At 64.8% G+C, this 18,236-nt stretch carries 13 protein-coding genes and 2 pseudogenes; 6 read left to right on the top strand and 9 right to left on the bottom strand.

Going from position 1 to position 18,236, the window contains the following annotated elements:
* Positions 1-51: 51 nt before the first annotated feature.
* Both rhaT and ACZ1JS_RS07985 read right to left on the bottom strand, forming a co-directional pair.
* A complete protein-coding gene (rhaT, locus tag ACZ1JS_RS07990) occupies positions 52-1,107 on the bottom strand; it encodes an L-rhamnose/proton symporter RhaT (RefSeq protein ID WP_465168458.1) in 1,056 nt (351 codons plus the stop codon).
* The gene (locus tag ACZ1JS_RS07985; protein ID WP_465168457.1) at positions 1,104-2,042 is read right to left on the bottom strand and encodes a DUF4861 family protein; all 939 of its coding nucleotides are present in this window, start codon (positions 2,040-2,042) and stop codon (positions 1,104-1,106) included. The genes rhaT and ACZ1JS_RS07985 overlap by 4 nt, the downstream gene beginning before the upstream one ends.
* A 199-nt stretch (positions 2,043-2,241) precedes the next feature.
* On the opposite strand from ACZ1JS_RS07985, the gene ACZ1JS_RS07980 reads away from it, so the two are divergent.
* Genes ACZ1JS_RS07980 through kduI form a run of 3 tightly spaced genes read left to right on the top strand, consistent with a single transcriptional unit; the run spans position 2,242 to position 5,499 of the window.
* Positions 2,242-3,507: an MFS transporter gene (locus ACZ1JS_RS07980; RefSeq protein ID WP_465168456.1), complete on the top strand. Its 1,266-nt coding sequence runs from the start codon at positions 2,242-2,244 to the stop codon at positions 3,505-3,507.
* Position 3,508: 1 nt separating this feature from the next.
* A complete protein-coding gene (locus ACZ1JS_RS07975; RefSeq protein ID WP_465168455.1) occupies positions 3,509-4,663 on the top strand; it encodes a glycoside hydrolase family 88/105 protein in 1,155 nt (384 codons plus the stop codon).
* A gap of 2 nt (positions 4,664-4,665) precedes the next feature.
* The gene (gene kduI, locus ACZ1JS_RS07970; protein ID WP_465168659.1) at positions 4,666-5,499 is read left to right on the top strand and encodes a 5-dehydro-4-deoxy-D-glucuronate isomerase; all 834 of its coding nucleotides are present in this window, start codon (positions 4,666-4,668) and stop codon (positions 5,497-5,499) included.
* A 95-nt stretch (positions 5,500-5,594) separates the two neighbouring features.
* Here kduI and ACZ1JS_RS07965 read toward each other — a convergent pair whose 3' ends face one another.
* Positions 5,595-6,893 carry a BNR repeat-containing protein gene (locus ACZ1JS_RS07965; protein ID WP_465168454.1) on the bottom strand — a complete coding sequence of 433 codons (1,299 nt, stop codon included), beginning with the start codon at positions 6,891-6,893 and terminating at the stop codon, positions 5,595-5,597.
* 172 nt (positions 6,894-7,065) lie between these two features.
* The gene (locus ACZ1JS_RS07960; protein WP_465168658.1) at positions 7,066-9,756 is read right to left on the bottom strand and encodes a TonB-dependent receptor; all 2,691 of its coding nucleotides are present in this window, start codon (positions 9,754-9,756) and stop codon (positions 7,066-7,068) included.
* A gap of 327 nt (positions 9,757-10,083) precedes the next feature.
* Between ACZ1JS_RS07960 and ACZ1JS_RS07955 the strand changes: the two are divergent.
* From ACZ1JS_RS07955 to ACZ1JS_RS07945, 3 genes and pseudogenes are all read left to right on the top strand, one after another.
* Positions 10,084-10,278, top strand: a pseudogene (locus tag ACZ1JS_RS07955) (FadR/GntR family transcriptional regulator); the annotation flags it as partial.
* Between the two features lie 3 nt (positions 10,279-10,281).
* On the top strand, positions 10,282-10,797 hold the full coding sequence (locus tag ACZ1JS_RS07950) for a FadR/GntR family transcriptional regulator (protein WP_465168657.1): 516 nt from the start codon (positions 10,282-10,284) through the stop codon (positions 10,795-10,797).
* A 137-nt stretch (positions 10,798-10,934) separates the two neighbouring features.
* A complete protein-coding gene (locus ACZ1JS_RS07945) occupies positions 10,935-12,284 on the top strand; it encodes a GntP family permease (RefSeq protein ID WP_465168453.1) in 1,350 nt (449 codons plus the stop codon).
* 530 nt (positions 12,285-12,814) lie between these two features.
* Here the strand turns inward: ACZ1JS_RS07945 and ACZ1JS_RS07940 are convergent.
* The 5 genes and pseudogenes from ACZ1JS_RS07940 to ACZ1JS_RS07920 form a co-directional block, all read right to left on the bottom strand.
* Entirely contained in the window at positions 12,815-12,949 is a 135-nt protein-coding gene (locus ACZ1JS_RS07940; protein WP_465168452.1) for a hypothetical protein, read from the bottom strand.
* Between the two features lie 164 nt (positions 12,950-13,113).
* Positions 13,114-13,305, bottom strand: a pseudogene (locus ACZ1JS_RS07935) (transposase); the annotation flags it as partial.
* A gap of 57 nt (positions 13,306-13,362) precedes the next feature.
* Positions 13,363-15,579: a TonB-dependent receptor gene (locus ACZ1JS_RS07930; RefSeq protein ID WP_465168451.1), complete on the bottom strand. Its 2,217-nt coding sequence runs from the start codon at positions 15,577-15,579 to the stop codon at positions 13,363-13,365.
* Between the two features lie 47 nt (positions 15,580-15,626).
* Positions 15,627-16,850, bottom strand: a complete 1,224-nt coding sequence (locus ACZ1JS_RS07925) for a serine hydrolase domain-containing protein (protein WP_465168450.1) — start codon at positions 16,848-16,850, stop codon at positions 15,627-15,629.
* A gap of 121 nt (positions 16,851-16,971) precedes the next feature.
* Positions 16,972-18,036 (bottom strand): helix-turn-helix transcriptional regulator, encoded by a 1,065-nt coding sequence (locus tag ACZ1JS_RS07920; RefSeq protein ID WP_465168449.1) that lies wholly within the window; start codon positions 18,034-18,036, stop codon positions 16,972-16,974.
* Positions 18,037-18,236 lie beyond the last annotated feature (200 nt).

Raw genomic sequence — 18,236 nt, 5'->3', positions numbered from 1 at the left:
CATGAGGATCCGGTGTCGGCCGCGCCCTGTATCTGCGAATGCTGTTCGGCCTTATCCGATCATGTTGCCATAGCCGATGACGATCGTCGCGAGCACCAGCAGCGCCACGCCGGCCCACACCATCGCGCGGGTACGGGGGGCGGCGTCCTTCCATTCCCGGAGCGCGAAGCCCCACAGCGTGCCGAAGATGATGATCGACGCCATATGCAGCGTCCAGCTCGAAAAGCCGAACCGTCCCATCTGGCTTTCGCCCATGGTGTAGAAGAAGAACTGGAAATACCATGCGGTCCCGGCCAGCGCGCACAGCGCGAAGTTGCAGCCGAGCGGCGCGCCCGCCGCCTTGCCCCGACCGGCCCATTCGCCGCCGCTGCGGTTGCGGACGATCAGGATCGCGCACCACAGCGCATTGGTCAGCAACCCGCCGAACATGACGAGGCACAGCACCGGCAGGCCGGTCCATAACGGCCCGGTCCCGGCCGCCGCCGACAGCACCTTGATCGGTTCGCCGGCTGCAAGACCGAAGGCGAAGCAGGCCGACATGATCCCGGCGAAGATGGCGACGACGATCCCCTTACGGAAGTCGAACTCGGCGACGGCCGCTGCTTTCTGTTCGGGCGAAAGTGCCTGATCCTTCTTCGCGCCGGCCATGGCGACGACGACGATCCCGGCGAGCGTCAGGGCGAGGCCGAGCAGGATGATGTTGCCCGACACGCTGTCGAGCAGTTTCGCTGCGAATTCGCCGGCGAACAGCGGCGGGATCAGCGTGCCGAAGACGGTACACAGCCCCAGCACCACCGCCATGCCCAGCGACAGGCCGAGATACCGCATCACCAGCCCGTAGCCGAGCCCGCCAAAGCCCCACAGCACCCCGAAAAAGATCGGCCACAACAGGGTCGCGACCGGCGTCGCCGCGAACACGCCGAGCAGGTTTTCGGTCTGGATCCCGGCGAAGAACCAGGGTGCGAGAACCCAGGAAAATATGCCGCCGGTCAGCCAATAGATTTCCCAAGACCAACGTTTCACGCCGCGATAGGGAACGTAGAAACTCGCCGAGGCGAAGCCGCCCAGCCAGTGATAGAAAACGCCGGTCAGCGGATTGGGGGTCATTTGGCCTGGCCTGCGCGCGAGGAGGGTTGGAAGTCGAGAGGTGTCCGTCGCGCATAGTCGGCCCATGCTGCGGCCGACCGGAACCCGCCGACGCCGCGGCTCCACGCCGAACCTGCGAAATAGACAAAGGGGCGCCCCGGATTTGCGCGAAGCAGGATCAGATAATTGTCGGCATCCTGCCGTATTTCGACGATCGCCGCCGGATCCACGCGAAGGGCGAGGCCCAGCGTGCCGTGATCGGGGTGTTCGGGGCCCCATAGCGCGATCAGTCCGCGCGACCGGTCGATCGTCGCAACCGGATTGTCGCCGCCCGCGCGCTTCGACAGGCCGATGCCGATCGTCAGCGCGCCCGGCCGGTCCGAACGGATCGTCGATTCCATGCGGGTGAAATGGGTCCCCATCGGCAGGGTGAAGCGTCGCGTTTCCCAGACCCGGCGCCCGACATCGACCGGCCATGGGGCGTAATCCACCTCGAATTCCGCAACCTTTCCCCCGGTCTGGAGAATGCGGTGGGCGACGAAGTTACGCGAGGTCCACAGCTTGTTGTCGAACCAGATGCCGAGCCCGCCCATGCCGCGGCTGGTACCTACATTGTAGAAATCCATGCCCTCGCCATGGAAGCTATGCTGGTCGCCGGTGCGAAGCTGACGGTCCATGAACGGACGCGCCACATTTTTTCCCCAGGCATCGATGCCCGATCCGGACGGCGGTTCCACCGGTTCCAGCGCATGTCCATAGATGCGGTGCGCGGTCCGATCATTCTCCCACAACAGGTCGTCGTGGCGATAATCGGCAAGGATGACACGGGCGCCCGGCGTGCGGTCTGCCACCGGCGGTTCGGGGAGCGGACGGACGACCGGTGGCAGCGGCGCATCCTGCCCCGGTGCCGCAGCGGCGGCGGTCAGCAACGCAAACATGGCGATCGATCGACGCATCCGGTTCGTCCTGTTGTGGTCCCCCGTACCTAATCACAAAAAATTGATACGACAACACCTGACGCCGCCCGGCCCGTTGACGGACGGATGCGGTTCCCGGACGGCGGCTTGTTGACATCCGTGGAATTGTTGTCGTACCAATTCCGCCGACCGGAACGATCCGGCGGGGGAGGACGCGATGGCCGGAACGGGCAGGACGATGGCGGCCAAAGCCGGATCATACCGCTGGACGATCTGTGCTTTGCTGTTCGCGGCGACCGCGATCAATTACATCGACCGGCAAATGATCGGCGTGCTCAAGCCGCTGCTGCAAGCCGATCTTGGATGGAGCGAGCGGCAATATGCCGACATCGTGTTCTGGTTCCAGGCGGCCTATGCGATCGGATTTCTGGGCATCGGGCGGTTCATCGATCTGGCCGGGCCGCGCGTCGGCTATGCGCTGGCGTTCGGGTTCTGGACGCTGGCGCATATGGCGCATGGGCTGGTGCATAGCGTCGTCCAGTTCGCGGCGGTGCGCTTCGCTTTGGGTCTGGGCGAGTCCGGCAACTTTCCGGCAGGGCTGAAGGTCGTCGCGGAATGGTTTCCGCAAAAGGAGCGGGCCTTTGCGGTCGGCGTGTTCAATGCCGGGGCCAATGTCGGGGCGATCGTCACGCCGTTGCTGGTGCCGGCGATCGCGCTTTCCTATGGCTGGCGTATGGCGTTCATCGCCACCGGCGCGTTCAGCATCGTGTGGCTGATCGCCTGGGTCGCGATCTATCGTCGACCGCGCGAGCATCGCCGCGTCGGCGCTGCCGAACTGGCGCTGATCGAAAGCGATCCGATCGCGCCCGCCGGGCATCTGCCCTGGCGACGGCTGTTCGCACGGCGCGAGACCTGGGCCTATGCGCTGGCCAAGTTCCTGACCGATCCGATCTGGTGGATGTTCCTGTTCTGGTTGCCGGACTTCCTGGGGAAGCGGTACGGCCTCGACCTGAAAGGCTATGGCCCGCCCTTGGTCGCCATCTATGTCCTCTCCGATCTGGGGAGTGTCGCGGGCGGATGGATGTCATCGCGGCTGATGGCAGGCGGACGCAGCGCCAACGTCGCGCGCAAGCTGACCATGCTCGTCTGTGCGCTGGCGGTGCTGCCGATCGTGACCGTGCAATATGTCGATCATCTGTGGGGCGCGGTGCTGCTGATCGGCCTCGCCACCGCCGGGCATCAGGCGTTTTCGGCCAATCTCCTGACGTTGCCATCGGATTTGTTTCCCCGCGCGGCGATCGCATCGGTGGTCGGAATCGGCGGCACGGCCGGCGCGATCGGCGGCATATTGATCGCCCAGTTCGTCGGCCATGTGCTGGAAGCGACCGGCAGCTATGCGCCGATCTTTGCCGTGGCAGGCAGCGCGTATCTGCTGGCGCTGCTTGTAGTTCATTTGCTCAGCCCGCGTCTGACGCCGGTGCATATCCCTGTCGTGGAGGAATAAGATGACGAAATTGGCGCTGCTTACTCTGGCGCTTGCGGGGATGCCGGCCAGCGTACCGGCACAGACGCCAACATCGATGAGCGCTGCTTCGCAACAGCCGCTGGCGGTGGCGGCGAAGGTCGCGCGCTGGCAATTGGCCCGGCTGGACGACCCGTCGCAGATTTCGCAGGCGACGCCGGAAACCGCCGAACCACGCGCGTGGGAGAAGGCGGTATTCTGGGTCGGCATGACCGCCCTCGCCGATGCCGGGGCGCCCGCTGAAATCGGGCAGGCGATACAGACCATGGGCCGCGGCAACGAATGGAAACCCGGAGATCGCTGGTTCTTCGCCGACGACCATGTCATCGGCCAGACCTATCTCTGGGCGGCGAAGCACGGCGCCGGGGCGGCAGCGGTCGCGCCGATGAGGGCGACGCTGGACAAGGTGCTGGCGGAAAAGCCGCGACCGCATCTGTCCTTTCTGAAGGCGCAATCGAACTATTTCGATACGGCATGTCTGAAGCGCTGGTGCTGGTGCGACGCATTGTTCATGGCACCGCCGGTATGGCTCGAACTTGCACGACAGACCGGGGATAGCCGGTACCGCAGCTATGCGATGTCCGAATGGTGGGCGACCACCGACTTCCTCTTCGATGAGGAAGAGAAGCTGTATTTCCGCGACAGCCGCTTCTTCGACCGGCGTGACGACAAGGGGCGCAAGCTGTTCTGGTCACGCGGCAATGGCTGGGTCTTCGGCGGGATCGCGCGTTCGCTTCCGCTGCTGCCGAAGGGGAGCGCGGACGCGGTGCGGATGACCGCCCTGTACCGGGCGATGGCGCAGCGGATCGCCGCGCTGCAAAAGCCCGATGGCTATTGGTCGCCGTCGTTGCTGGCACCCGAAGGGTCGCCGCCCGAAACCAGCGGGACCGGTTTCTTCGTCTATGGACTGGCATGGGGGATCAATGCCGGGTTGATCGACCGGGCGACCTACGAACCGGTGGTGCGCCGCGGCTGGGCGGCCCTGACGCGGGCGGTGCAGCCCGACGGCAAGCTCGGCTATGTCCAGCAGGTCAGCGATCGTCCCGACCAGGTCGCGGCAAGCGATACCCAATATTACGGGGTCGGTGCATTGTTGCTGGCGGCGTCCGAGGTCGCCCGGCTCGACCGCAAGCGGTGAGCATGTTCGAGCGCACCTATCATCCGACCCACCCGGCAATGATGACGGGGGCGAGCAATGCCGACCTTGCCGGACAGCATCGGATCGACGACCTGTTCCGCGACGGTGCATTGACGCTGGTCTATTCGCATGGCGAGCGGTTCATCATCGGCGCGGCGGTCCCGGGCGAGGGTTTGCTGCGCCTTCCCGACCAGACCGAGCCGGCAAGCGCGGCGGGTCTCCCGCTGCTCGACCGGCGCGAGCTGGGGGTGGTCCAGGTCGGCGGATGCGGAACGGTTACGGTCGACGGGGTGGCGACGGTCCTCGACCGCTGCGAAGCGCTGTACGTGCCGCTGGGTAGTCGCGAGGTGACGTTCGCGGGGGCGGAAGCACGCTTCTTCCTGCTCAGCGTTCCCGCCCACCGCGCCTTTCCGTTGCAAAAGGTCAGTGCGGCCGACGCACCGCCGATGCGACGGGGCGATCCCGCGACCGGCAATGCGCGGACGATCCACCAGCTGATCCTGCCCCATCGCTGCGCCAGCGCGGCCTTGTGTCTCGGCATCACCATCCTCGATCCGGGCAGCGTGTGGAACACCATGCCGCCGCATGTCCATGACCGCCGCAGCGAAGTGTATCTGTACTTCGGTCTGGGACCGAATGACCGGGTGATGCATTTCATGGGACGGCCAGACGCGATGCGGCATATCGTCGTCGGCAACGAACAGGTGGTGCTGTCGCCGCCATGGTCGGTCCATATGGGTGTCGGTACGCGTGCCTATGGTTTCGTCTGGGCGATGGCCGGCGAGAATCTGGATTATGAGGATATGGACGTCGCCGACGTGGCGGCGTTGCGATAGGCTTCCGACGTCGAACCTGCCGTTAGGGGTTCCCGTACAAGGCCGGGCGAGCGCCTGGGACCGCGACGGCCTTGCTCGCCGCCTTTAGCAACGGATCAGGGCAGCACCAGGCGTAAGGTGGTCGCTTCGGGAATGTCCTCGCTTGCCAGGTCGCGGTGCGGGGGGCGGGTGGGCCATGCGATTGCCGCGCCATCGGCCTCGACGGTATTGAGCATCATGCCCGGCGGGGTGGCGATCATCGGCGCCAGACGATCGGCCAGCGTCATCGCCGGTTGCTCGCCGACCCGGGACAGGGTGGCTTCGTCGACGAGGAGGTCGATGGGCGTACCGTCGCGGCGGACGCGGACTCGCAGCCGGCCGGGCGCGTCGGGCACGGCACCCTCGACGAACAGCCGGCTGTCGAGCGAGCCGCCGCCGCCAAAGTCCCACCGGAACCCGCGCCAGTCGCTTGCCTGCGCGATCCGCCAGCCTTTCCCTTCGAAGCGGGCGAGAAAGATCTGGGTCGATCCGTCGGTGACGAATTTATGGTAGGTGATGATCGGCCGGTGCTGACGGTCGAAGCCGATGACGGTGTTGTTGTTGATCATCCCGCCGCGCTCCGGCACGGGATCGACGATCTCCGCCTGCTTCAGCGTAATCGGCAGCGGTAGCGGCGTGCCGTCGGCGCGGGTCCAGTGGATCAGGTCGCGGCTGACCGCATAGGACAGGTCGTGGTTCGTCGCCGCATCGGGCGTCTCGCGCCAGACCCAGGCGAGGTGGAACCGCCCATCCGGCGACGGCGTCGGCCCGACGAAATAGGCGTTGCGCTGACCCTCGCCATCGGTGAGCGGCGTCGCCAGCAGCGCACTCCACCGGCCGGTCGTGCTGTCGTAGCGGTTGTATATCTCGTTCCCGTTCCCGCTCCCCCCATCCCGATATTTAAAGATCAGCCCGCCGGCCGCGTCGGTAAGAAAGATCGGATAGGTCATGCGCTGTTCGCGCGCCGCCGCGACCATCGTCGTGATCTTCGTCAGGCTACGCGGATCGCCGGGACGAGTGCTACGGTAATAGACCAGCGGATCGCCGTGCAGATTGGCGACGACATGAATCTGGCCGGCGCGATCGACGGCCGCCGCGATATAGTTATGGCTGTCCCAACCGGTCCAGCTGTCGAGCCGATGATAGACCCAGCTCGCCCCCCTGTCGCGCGCGCGGGTTGCGACCGTCAATTGCCGGTTCGCGTCATAATAGGCGATCACGATCTGCTTGTCGGTCGTGACCAGTGCGAAGCGGCTATAATGTCCTGCCCAGACGCGATCGACCGCTTCCAGCGTCGGGCCGGCGCGCTGCGGGAAGGCCGGCGCGGCAAGTTGCGCGACGGACGGGGCGGTGAGCAACAGGGCGGCGAGCAACATCACGAATTCCCAAAAAAAGATGCAGCGGCACGGCGCGAACGCCGGCCGCTGCGAGTGAGGGAGGCTGTCAGAGCCGGATCCGGCAAAGACCGGCCCGCTCCCCCGCCCATAGCATATCCTGTTGGGCTGCTGCTCGGGTGGGCGGAATGGGCCGGTACCGCTGGATCATCGGCTAGAATTGCGCACGTACGCCGAACTGGACCGTGCGACCGTCGAAGTCGGCGCGGCGCGGCTTCAGCGGATCATTCTCATATTCGATGCGCTCGGCATTCGTGATGTTGAACGCATCGAGCGACAGCGACAACCGCTCGCTGATGTTGAACGATGCCGACGCATCAAGCTGCCCGCGTTCCTTCACCTGTCGGGCCGCACCGGCAAAGGTGCCGCCCGCCGCAAGATCATATTTGCTGCGATAGTTATAGGTCAGGCGCAGGCCGAACAGCTTGGTTTCATAATAGCCGATCAGATTGCCGGTATGCTTCGACACGCCCGGCAGGATCGCGGCGCTGCCCGACGCCGTACGGCCCGAAACCTCGGTATAGGCATAGTTGATGCCGCCACCCAGGCCGTTCCACGGCGCGGGAAGGAAATCGAGATTCTGCTGGACCGAGAATTCAAGGCCCCGCACCGTGATCGGGTTGGCGGAATTGATGTTGCCGTTCACCACCACCTGCACCGGTTGTCCAGCCGAGACCAGCGTCGTCGACTGGCAGGTATCGCCGACGAGCTGGAGCGGACCGAGGCCGAAGCCGCCGCCATCGGCGGGGCACAGCCGCGTGCGGTCGGTCTCGGGCGCGATCAGCCCGTCGAGCCGCTTGGTAAAGGCGGCCAGCGAGATGTTGCCGCCGGGCCGGTTGTAGAACTCGAGCGAAACGTCGAACGAATCCGACGTGAAGGGTTGCAGATCGGTATTGCCGAGCGTGACGTTGAACACCGTACCGCTGCCCGCGATGACTGTCGACGGCGACACCTGGCGCGGCTGCGGCCGGACGAAGGAGCGGTAATAAGCGCCGCGCAGGATCAGCCGGTCGGTCAGGTCGGCGGCGACCAGGGCGGACGGCAACCATTCGCCATAGTCGTTATCGTCGCGCCGCGACGATGGCACCCCGCGCAGATATTGGGTCGACAGGATGCTCGCGCGGGTATGCTCGTAGCGCAGTCCGACATTGCCGCGAATGTTGACGCCGGCCACTTCGCCCTCGAGCTTGCCCATCGCATAGGCCGAGGCGATGTCGTTGGTGATGTCGAAGTTGAGCTGGCCGACACCGCCATCGGCGGTGTTGTTGACGAAGCCGTTGCTCGTCAGGGTCTGGCCGGGCTGGACCGTCACCGGCTGCAACTGGCTGCGCATGAGGTCGAAATCGATCGTCTGCCAGTTGCGGTTATAGCCGTCCACCTTGTTACCGAAGAAGCGATCGGCGAACGGGCTTTGGACGATGATCGCCGATGTCAGGTTCTGGCTCGGAACGCCGAACACGGTCGAGCGGAACTGTTGCGACGTAAAGCCGGTGCGCTCGGCGCGGATGCCGGCCTGGATGCTGCGCAGGATGCCGCTGCCGAAAAAGCGTTCGACATCGGTTTGGCCGGCATACAGGTCGTTCCGCGCGATGCCTTCGCTGCCGGCGACGATCACCACGTCGCCGGTGGCATTGCGAAGCTGATTGGCATCGAGGACGGTGAACGGACCCGGCGTGAAGACGAGCGCCGGGGAGGGGGCAATGATCGCGCTATAGTCCCGGATATCGGCACCGCCCGAAAAGATGCTGCCGCTGGTCCCGTTACCGCCCGCCCTTGGCAGGCGGCGGAAGTCGAATTGCGTCTGCAGTTCCTGATTGCCGGCATCGGAATAGGAGAAGGTCGTCAGCAGACGCCAGTCCTCATTCTTCCATCCGATATCGCCATATAGACCAAAGGCGCGCACCAAGGACGGTTGCGCCCGGTTCGATCCGAAGATGCGCGCGTTCGAGAAGTCGTATTTGTTGATATAGCGATTGCCATCGGCCAGCGTGAACACGTCGCCGGTCGGATTGACGACGGTATTGCCGTCGCGCATGTCGTATTCGTTAACGTCCAGCATCGCCTCGCTATAGTCGCGACGGGTATAGATGCTGTTGAGCGACAGCGTCAGTTCGGGCGTCGCGGCATATTCGATGCCGCCGGCCAGTGAAAGGCGATCCCCCTTGTTCGTCCGGGCGAACTGACGCACGTCGGACGGGAACAGCACGTTTCCGGTAGTGCCGTAGCGTGCGGCGTAATTCGGCGTCGTCGTCCGCGACAACGGCGTATATTGATTGAACGAGATCGAGTCGCGGCGGAAATTCTGTTGCGAGAATGCGCCGACCACGTAGACGCCGAGCGTATCGTTCAGGAAATGCTTGGAATAGCTTCCGGTGAAGGACGGTACTACCGCCTTCGTCATCTCCTCATATCCGGCCGTCGCCTTCAACGACAGAGCGCCATCCTTTCGCGCCAGCGCCCGCTGGATCTGCAGGTCGACATTGCCGCTGATCCCGCCAGGAAGCTCGGCGGCGCCCGGCGACTTCACGACGACGAAGGCGCTGAAAATGTCGGATTCGAACGCGCCCAGCGGACTCGATCCGTCGAGCACCGGGTCGGCAAAGCTGTTGCCGTTGATCGTGGTACGGGCATAGGTGCCGGGCAGGCCGCGAATATTGATCGTCGCGTCGCGGCTCTCCGCCTCGCGGTTGATCTGCACGCCGGGCACGCGTTGCAGCGCTTCGCCGACATTGAGATCGGGGAATCGACCGATGCCGTCCGATGAGATGCCGTCGGTGACGCCGACCGCACGGCGCTTCGCCTGCAGCGCATTGGCATAGCTCTGGCGCAGGCCGGTAACGACGATCTCGCCTTCTGGGTGGTGCCCTCCTGCGCCTGCGGCGTGGTCGGCTCGGCTACGGGGTCGGTGCCGATCACCGGGCTAGGCGGACGATCGGTAGGCGAAGTGGCCGGCTCCTGCGCGGCCGCCTGTGCGAACACCGCAGCAGGCGAAGCGGCAAGCCAAAGGACGGCGGCAGTGCCGAGCAGACGCGCCCGACGGATCGTAGCGAACTCCATGGTTCCTCCCCACAATTCTTCGTTGTTGCCGTGAGTCGTAGTATAAATTTTTGAGGGTCGCAAGATAGGTACTACAAATCTTGCGGCAAATTCGAACCGCTTCTATAAGGCGGCAATGGCCAGCCTTTCTCTCGCGGACGACCTGTTCCGCAAACTCCATGCGCAGATCCGATCCGGGACGATCGCCCCCGGGGATCGGTTTCCGACGCAACGGGAAATCGCCGAGAGCGAACAGGTCAGCCGTACCGTGGTTCGCGAAGCCGTCGCCCGGCTGACGGCGCAGGGGCTGACGATATCGCGCCAGGGATCCGGCGTGTATGTCGCCCCCGATGCCCGGTATGAAGCATTCCAGGTAACCCGCGACGATCTTGCCGAACTGACCGAAGTCGTCAAACTTCTGGAAATGCGTCTTGCGATCGAGTCTGAGATGGCAAGCCTTTCAGCAGTAAGGCGGCAAGAAAGTGATCTGGGGGATATGCGCAAATGCCTTGCGGACATCATTACCGCCGGTGACGACATGGCCCGAGCGGCCGAGGCCGATGCCGCCTTCCACATCGCGATCGCACGATCGACGGACAATAATTATTACGAACGTCTGATCGAGTTTCTCGGCGTTCGGCTCGTGCCGCCCCGGACATTGGCGTTGCGCAGTCAGTCGAACGACGCGCTGAGTGCCTATTCGATGACGATCCAGCGCGAGCATGAGTCGATCCTGAACGCGATCGAGCTGCAGGATGCCGAGGGCGCACGATTCGCGGCGCGGCGACATATTGCGAACAGCATCGCCCGCCACAGTCGAACGCACCCCGACGAGAAAACTGGCAAATAGGTATGATAAATCTCACATCGTGTATGCCGAATGTGTAATCGTGCCTTGCCCGGCCGAGTGCGGCGGCAACGATGGTACGCAGTCCCTGACGCGGCGGCGCGCACCGCATACAGGCGCCTGTCGTTGGGGCAGGTTGCATGAGCGGCGGTGACCTACGGCTGGTGACGGCCGCGATCGCGGGCATTGCCTTGGCGATCGTCATGATCGTACGCGGTCGCCTCCACCCCTTTCTCGGCCTGTTGTGCGGAGCTTTCACGGTCGGGCTGCTCGCCGGACTGCCGCTGATCGACACGGCCAAGGCTGTACAGAAAGGGGTAGGCGACATCATCGGCGGCACCGGGTTGGTGGTGTCGCTCGGCCTGTCACTCGGCGCGATGCTGCAATTGTCGGGTGCGGCGGCGTCGCTGGCAACCGGCGCGTTGCGGCTGACCGGTCCGCGCGCGGCCCCATGGGCGACGCTCGGCATTGCGATCGTCATCGGTCTGCCACTGTTCTTCGAGACGGGGCTGGTGCTGCTGCTGCCGATCGTCGTCGCGGCCGCTAAGGAAATGGCTGCCAATGCGGATCCGGCCGCTCGGGACAGTGCCAAGTTGCGCCTGATCATGCCTGCGCTCGCCGGCCTGGGTGTGGTCCACGCACTGGTGCCGCCGCATCCGGGGCCGTTGCTCGCCGTAGAGACGTTGAATGCCAATCTCGGACTGACGATGTTCTACGGCACGCTGATCGCGATCCCGGTCGCGATTCTCTCGGGACCGGTGCTTGCGCACTTCGTGACGCCGGGGATCAGGCTGACCGAAACGGTCCCGGGCGATCCGATGGGCCAGCTTGCCGCCCCATCCCGCACCAGGGCGCTGTTCATCGTCCTGCTGCCTATCGCCCTGATCGCGGCAGGCGAACTCGGCAAGCTGGTGCCGGGCCTTGAAGGCTCGATGCTGCTCGACGCTGCGGCCAATCCCGTCATCGCGCTGCTTCTTGCCAACCTGCTGGCGATGCCACTGCTGTTCGGGCGCCGCTTCCGGGAGACCGGTGTCCAGGAGACGATCTGGCATCAGACGATGGGCGCGGCCGGCGCGATCCTGCTCGCGATCGGTGCGGGCGGCGCGCTGAAGCAGGTGCTGGTCAGTGCCGGCCTGTCCGATTTGCTCGCCCGTACCGTCATGGCCTATTCGATCTCGCCATTGCTGCTAGGCTGGCTGATCGCGGTCGGCATCCGTCTGGCTGCAGGATCGGCGACCGTCGCCACGATCACTGCGGTAGGGGTGATGCCGGGCGTGGTTGCCGCCTCGGGCGCCGCACCGGAGCTGGTCGTGCTGGCGATCGGCGCGGGTTCGGTATTTTTCAGCCATGTGAACGATCCCGGTTTCTGGCTGGTCAAGGGCTATATGGGCACCAGTACCGCCGACACCTTTCGGACTTGGTCGCTGCTGGAAACGGTGATTTCGGTCGCCGGACTCTTGTTCGTCATCGGTCTCAGCTACATCGTCTGATCCACCGGGGGATCGGCGGATCCAGCCGATCATCCTACGGTTCGACAGACCGCCCGTTTACCACGTAGCCCCCCGCCAGGATTGTTGAGAGGGCGATAGCTTCCCGCTCCAGTCCTGGCTCGGTTCGCCAAGCGCCAGCCTACTTAGAACCGATATATTGCCGAAACAGGGACCCGTATTTCCGATCAGGCCTTCGAATGCTTGTAATCGCTTGGTGACCCCCTACGAGAGGCGTTGATCCAGCGCAAGAAACACGTATTTCTGAGGTTCTCGTGGGTAGCTTGCCCATCGGTTTGTACATACGGCCTGTACCCGTGTGCATGACGACATGAGCCCGCTACTTGCCATCCGTCAAGACGAAGCTGGTGGAAAGGGGACTGACCGCTTACGGGCATCGCGCATTCGCGCGCAGACGTCCGTTCACGCTCACGTTGATCTGAACAGCAGGCAGTTGAGTGGAAGTCGCAGCTTTGCCCGCGCGGAAAGGCTACCTGACTCCGCATCCAGAAAGAAAGGGAGTTAGGGAGCGACTAAGAGCTTAGATCGATGCCGAACGCGTCGGCGTCGATCGCGCGGAAGCCACCTCCACGGGTCCAGGACATGTGGCCGCCCAGCCGCTCGATGAGCGCGTGCGCGACGGTGCCCCCGGGGTTGACCACGCGCAACGCCTGCTCCGCCAGCGTGCCTTCATCTTCACGCTGCTCCAGTATCTCGCGCGATCGTCAGCCGAGGTCCCCGCGGATCGGGTGGACGGCGAAGACGCAGCCGACCTCCTGCGACGCCGGCGCCCAACCTGATACTCGCGATCGAGGCGCCGGAACTATACCAGCAGGGTCGTTGAACGAGGGGCCTTCGGCCCGGTCTTCAGATCCTCGATGGTTGTCCTCTTGCGCCACTTCGCCACGGTCTTGGGGTTGATCCCCAGCTCCCGGCTCAGCGTCGCGAGCGAAGCTTGCGATCGCTGTATTGCTGCTCGGACGGCGTGCGTGGTCGTGGCGCACCCGTGACGTACCTGTCCCATACGGCTTCCTTCCATTTCAGCGAAAGGAGCGCACCATCAAACCTTGGGATCAAACACCTAGAACGTCATGCGGACCCGAACGCCATATTCGCGGGGCGGACCGTAAAATTCGTTCAGGTTGAATTGCCCGCTGACATAGTCCTTGTCGGTCAGGTTGGTGCCATAGGCAGTGACCTGCCAGTCGCCCATGTCGAGCGTCAGCAGCGCGGAGACGAGGCCGCGTCCGTCCAGCCGGTCGCTGATCGGCGAATAGCCCAGATAGGTGAATTGCGGCCCGACATAGGCATAGTTGATGCGCGGCGTCAGCGTGCCGCCGCCCACCTCGATCCGGTAATCGACGCCCAGATTATAGGTCCATTTCGGCGCGTAGAGATTGGGTCCGTCGCCAGACACCTGGATGAAGGGCGTGTAGTTAAAACAGACCGGTGGGTTGGACGCGACGCCCGCCGGACATTGCGGGCCAAGCGTCCCCGCCGGCAGGTTGCGGGTGTTGACGAAGGTCACGCTGGCAAGCTTGGAATCGACATAGGCGACATTCGCGTCGAACCCGAACCCGCGCACCCGTGCCTGTAACTGCGCCTCGAACCCCTTGATCGACACTTCGGAGATATTCTGGACGCCGGAAAAGCCGGTGCTGGGTTCGATGATGTTGAATTGGAAGCCCTTATATTTGTTGTAGAAGGCGCTGACTTGGGTGCGGATGCGTTCGCCGAGGAAGCTGGACTTCCAGCCGGCTTCGTAGCTCATCACCGTTTCCGGATCGAAGCGTGAACTGGTCGAGTTGAACCCGCCAGGCTTGTAGCCGCGCGCGACTAGCGCATAGAGTAGGTTGTCGCCGTCGACCTTCCAGTTCAGCGCCGCCTTGCCCGTGAAGCGGGCGTCGTCATGTTCGCCGGACAGGTCGGACACCGGAATGCCGCCCGCGGGGAAGCCGGGAATGCCGCGCCCGATCGTAACGAAGCCGGTGCCGGTCGCCTTGTACGCCGAATAGCGGCCGCCGAGCTGGAATTCGACCGCGTCGGTGATCTGGTAGTTGCCCTGTGCGAAGACGCCGGTGGTGGTGCGCTGGTTCACCGGCGTAATGTCGGTCGGGAAGCCGCCGTCGCTCTGCGCGATGCGGACGTCGATGTCGTTGCGCTGGAAATAGCCACCGATGATCCAGTCGAACGCGCCATCGGTCGGCGAGATGATGTTGATTTCCTGGCTATATTGTTTTTCGCGCGCGAAATAATTCTGCGAGATTTCGCCGCCCGCCGCCAGCGGCGCCCGCGACCCGTCAATGTCCAGCAGGTTCCTGATCCGCTTGTTCTGGTACCCGGTCAGCGACCGCAGGACGATGCCGTTCGCCAGTTCCTGCCGCAGTTCCAGCCCGGCCTGGAACGCCAGGTCACGATTGCCCATCGGGCTGTCGAAGCTGAGTGTGCGGATGTCGCCGACGCGATAGGCCGCGAAGCGCGTGCCGGGGATCGGGCGATAGGGATAGCCGCCGGTATCGCGGTCGTTCAGGCTGACCTTCGCGGTCGCGGTGAAGCTGCCGGGCTGCCACAACACGGTGACGCGCCCGCCCTTTTCGTTCAGCCGGCCGGCATCGCTGCCCAACGGGCCAGTGTCGCGGTAATAGCTGTCGTGGCGGCGATAGAAGCCGGCGACGCGCACGCCCAGCGTCTGGCTGATCGGCAGGTTCAGCGCCGCTTCGGCGGTCACCGCATCGTAATTGCCATAGCCGATCTCGCCATAGCCGCCGACCCCGCCGGCGAGGTCGGGATTGCGCGAGTTGATGAAGATCGCGCCGCCGGTCGAGTTCGATCCGACCAGCGTCCCCTGCGGCCCGCGCAGCACCTCGACGCTGCCCAGGTCGTAGAAGCTGTTGGCCTGGACGATCGGCGGCTGGAACAGCCCGTCGACATAGGTCGCGACGCCCGCCGTCACATTGGGGCTGTCGCTCGCCAGCCCGATGCCGCGAATATTGACGTTCTGGATGATGCCGCCATTGGACACCGACAGCGCGGGCGTCGCCGTCTGAAGATCGGCGAGGTTGGCGACGGCGTTCTTGGTCAGCGCGTCCCCGTCGAGCGCGGTCGCCGACAGCGGCGCGGTCTGCAACCGTTCGCTGCGGCGCTGTGCGGTGACCACGATGTCCTGCAACTGGTCTTCTTCCGCCGTCGCCGCGTCGGCCGGGGCGGGCGTGGCGGGCGGGAGCGTCTGCTGCGCCCATGCCGGCGCGGCGGTGGAAGCGAGCAGCAGCGCCATCGCCGCCTTGGTGCGAATGTTCATCGGTCCTCTCCCCATTTTATTGTTGTCGGTTCGATCGGGAGCGCGCCTCAGCGCGGCGTCCATGCCGATGCGGCAGCCAGGAAGGCGGCGGTTTCTTCGGAGGCGGCGTCCATGTCCGACGGGAAATAGCTGAGCTTCACCACCACGGTGCGCGTCGCGGGATCGACGAAGACATATTGCCCTTGCAACCCGATCGCCGAATAGGCGGGGGTGTTCGGCATCGTCCACCACTGCATCCCGTACCCGCCGCGCGCATCCTCGGCCGCAGCCGGCGCGCTCGCCATGTCGACCCATTGCGACGACACGATGCGATGGCCGTTGGCGACGCCGCCGTTCAGCATCATCTGCCCGAAGCGTGCCCAGTCGCGCAGCGTCGCATTGAAGCCGGCGCCGCTGAATTCCCGCCCGATGCCGGGCGCGCCGTCCATGATGTAGAAGCCGTCCGCTTCGGTCCCCAGCGGTTCCCACAGCTTGCGCGCGGTATAGGCGGCGACGCTGCCCCCCGACACGCGCTCGACCAGCCAGCCGAGGACGGCGGTGTCGATCGTCTTATACGCGAATTCCTTGCCCGGCGGATGGGCGCGCTTGATCGTGCGGGCGACATCGGCGAAGCGCGCGACGTTCTTGACCAGCGCGTTGATATGGTTGGTCGCTGCAATTCCCGGATTGGTGAAGTCGTAGCGTTCCTCATAGTCCACGCCCGACCGCATCTGCAGGATCTGGCGGATGGTCGTCCCGTCATAGCCGCCGCCGCGCAGTTCGGGCAGGTAGCGCACGATCGGATCGTCGAGCGAGGCGATCAGCTTGTCCGCCAGCAACGCGCCGACCAGCGTCGATGTGACCGACTTGGTCATCGACCAGCCCATGAAGCGGGTGCGTTCGTTGCTGTTGTTGCGATAGAGTTCGGAGACGATCCGCCCGTCCTTCATCACCAGCAGCGCGTTGGTATAGCTGCGTTCGAGGAAATCCTCGGCGGTGTAGGTCTTGCCGTTCACCTGGTAGGTGAAGTCGAGTGCGTGGTCGGCGCGGGGCAATTGCCAGACGGGGCCGCTGTGCGCGACGGTGCGCGTCGTGAACAGCGTGTCCATGTTGCGGAACGTCAGCGTGTTGATGTCGCCGTCGAGCATGTGCCAGCGTGCGATCTGTATCGCGACCGGCACGTCGGACTTGGCGCCGCCGGCCAGCGGGGCGGGCAATTGCTGTTGCGCGGCGGCCGGCATGGCGACCAGAAACGCAGCGGCGGACAACAGACGAACGAAAGACTTGCGCATGATCCTCTCCTCATGTCGCGCGGTGCATGTCCCGGTTGCACGGGCTGTCGCTACGACCATGGGGCAAGCATAGGGCGGGTCAGACGACCGCCGCGACTATCATTTGATATATGGCATAGCTTTATCGGGCGGTCAGGCTGCGCCGGGCGGGCGATCCGTGGACGACCCGCACCAGATCGGCCTGTCGCTGGGTGCCGGTCTTCGACAAGATGCGGTTAAGCTGGACGCGGGCGGTGCCGGTCGCGATGCCGCGCGCCTGTGCGTATTCGGTGATCGACGCGCCGCCCGCCAGCGCGGAGGTCAATCGTGCCTCCGCCGGCGACAATTCGAACAGTGCGGCGATGTCGTCGACGTCGAAATCGGTGCGGCTGTCAGGCAGCGACAGCATCACCGACAGCGGTGCGGTATCGCCGCCGGATGGAGAAACGCCGACGGCATCGGCGGTCGGTACGATGCGCAGATGCAGGCTGCCGCCATCGTCATCGATCAGCACCACCCGACCGACGCGCACCGCGCCGCTCGCCACCGCGCTCGTCGCACCGCGCAGCCGGTCGCCATCCTGCGACCGTGCGCAGCGCAGCCGTCCGGCGACCTTTGCGACCAGCGCGGTGCGGGCCAGCACGTCGATGGCGGCGGCATTGCACCATTCGACCGACAGGTCGGCGTCGCACAGCAACAGCCCCGCCTGCACATGGCTCGACACCGCCTCCAGCGTATCAGCGCGACGTTGCAGCGCCCCGATCCGGGTGCTCAGCCGCACGGCCTGTTGCAGATGGGGCAGCAGTCGGGACAGGTCGCGTTCCTCCTCCTCGGTCAGGTCGCGCATGTCGCCGGGATGGCGGTGCAGGATGAGGCTGAACGTGCGGTCGCCACCGATCGGGAAGGCTGCCCATAGCCCGACGCCCAGCTCCGCCTTCGCCATCCGTTCGCGCAGGTTGCCGATCAGGTCGGGGCGCGCGCCGAAGCTGCGCTGGTCGCTGGAAATCTCCGGGCGGGGAACATAGCCGGGGGGAAGCTGGAAACGGGGGCTGTCGGGCCGGTTGATACAGCTGTCATGGCGTTCGGCATGGATCGTCGAATGGGTATCGCGCGACGTCCACGCCTCCCAGCTGGTCGAGGCCGATTCCTGCACGATCTGCACGACCGCGCTGCGCACCGACAACGCGCTGCACAGCGCGTCGAGCATCGGCGTCCAGCGTGCGTCCGATTCCGCAGCGGCATAGAGATCGAGAAGGACGCGATCGTCGTACAGCTGCCCGCTCCCCTTTCGTCAGCTTTTGGAAGCGAACGATAGGGCGACTTCGGGATGCCTGCAATCGGTTCGGAAAGGAGCGCGATGGCGCAGGGTCCGGCGGATCGGCTCCCGACCGCCGTGCGAATGTCGGG

The sequence above is a fragment of the Sphingomonas sp. BL-S-05 genome (genome assembly GCF_055521695.1).
The sequence above is the reverse complement of the archived record's forward strand: the minus strand, read 5'-3'. Positions and strand labels throughout refer to the sequence as shown.